This is a genomic window from Streptomyces himastatinicus ATCC 53653 (assembly GCF_000158915.1).
In the GTDB taxonomy this organism is placed as follows: Bacteria; Actinomycetota; Actinomycetes; order Streptomycetales; family Streptomycetaceae; genus Streptomyces; species Streptomyces himastatinicus.
The window spans coordinates 3,900,836-3,901,592 of record NZ_GG657754.1 but is presented as its reverse complement, the minus strand read 5'-3'; the positions used below and the strand labels follow the sequence as shown (position 1 = coordinate 3,901,592).

Annotated in this window: 1 pseudogene; it reads right to left on the bottom strand. The window is 78.6% G+C overall.

Going from position 1 to position 757, the window contains the following annotated elements:
• Nucleotides 1-52: 52 nt before the first annotated feature.
• A pseudogene (locus SSOG_RS53590) lies at nt 53-757 on the bottom strand (DEAD/DEAH box helicase); the annotation flags it as partial.

Sequence of the window (757 nt, the reverse complement as noted above, 5' to 3'; positions counted from 1 at the left end):
TGTGGATCAGGCCCCGTCGGGTGCTGGGTGCCGTCAGGCCTCGGGGGTGGAGTCAGCCGTCGCCGTGCGGGTGCGGGTGCGGCGGCGTACGGGCTTCGCCTCGGCCTAGAAAGAGCTGCGCGGTCGCCTCCGCGGCCTTGACCGTCGTAAGCGTACGACGGCGCGGCTTGGCGGGGGCCTCGGTCTCCGCGACCGCGGTCTCCGCGGTGGCGGCCTTGGCCCGGGTACGGCGCCGCGGCGTGGTCGTGGCGGCTTCCGCGGCCTCGGTCCCGGCGGTCTCGGCCTCGGCCGTCTCCGCCGCCTTCGCACGGGTGCGGCGGCGGGGCTTGGCGGGGGCTTCTTCGGCTGCCTCGGGCGTGCCCTCGGCGGTGGCGACGGCCGTTTCGGCGGCGTCGGCCTTCGCGCGAGTGCGGCGGCGGGGCTTGGCCGGGGCTTCCTCGGCTGCCTCGGTCGCTACCTCGGCCGTGGTCGCCTTGGTGCGGCGGCGCGGCTTGGCGGGGGCTTCCTCGGCCGTCTCGGGCGTGCCCTCGGCGGTCGCGACGGCTGCCTCGGCGGTGGCCGCCTTGGCGCGGGTGCGGCGACGGGGCTTGGCCGGGGCTTCCTCGACCACCTCCGCCGGGGCCTCCGCCGTCTTGACGGCGGTGACGGCCGTGGCGTCCGCCTCGACCGACGCACCGGAGCGGGTGCGGCGACGGCGGCGCGGGCGGCGCGGTTCGGTCGCGGACTCGGTGCCCTCGGTCTCCGTGGGGGCCGACGC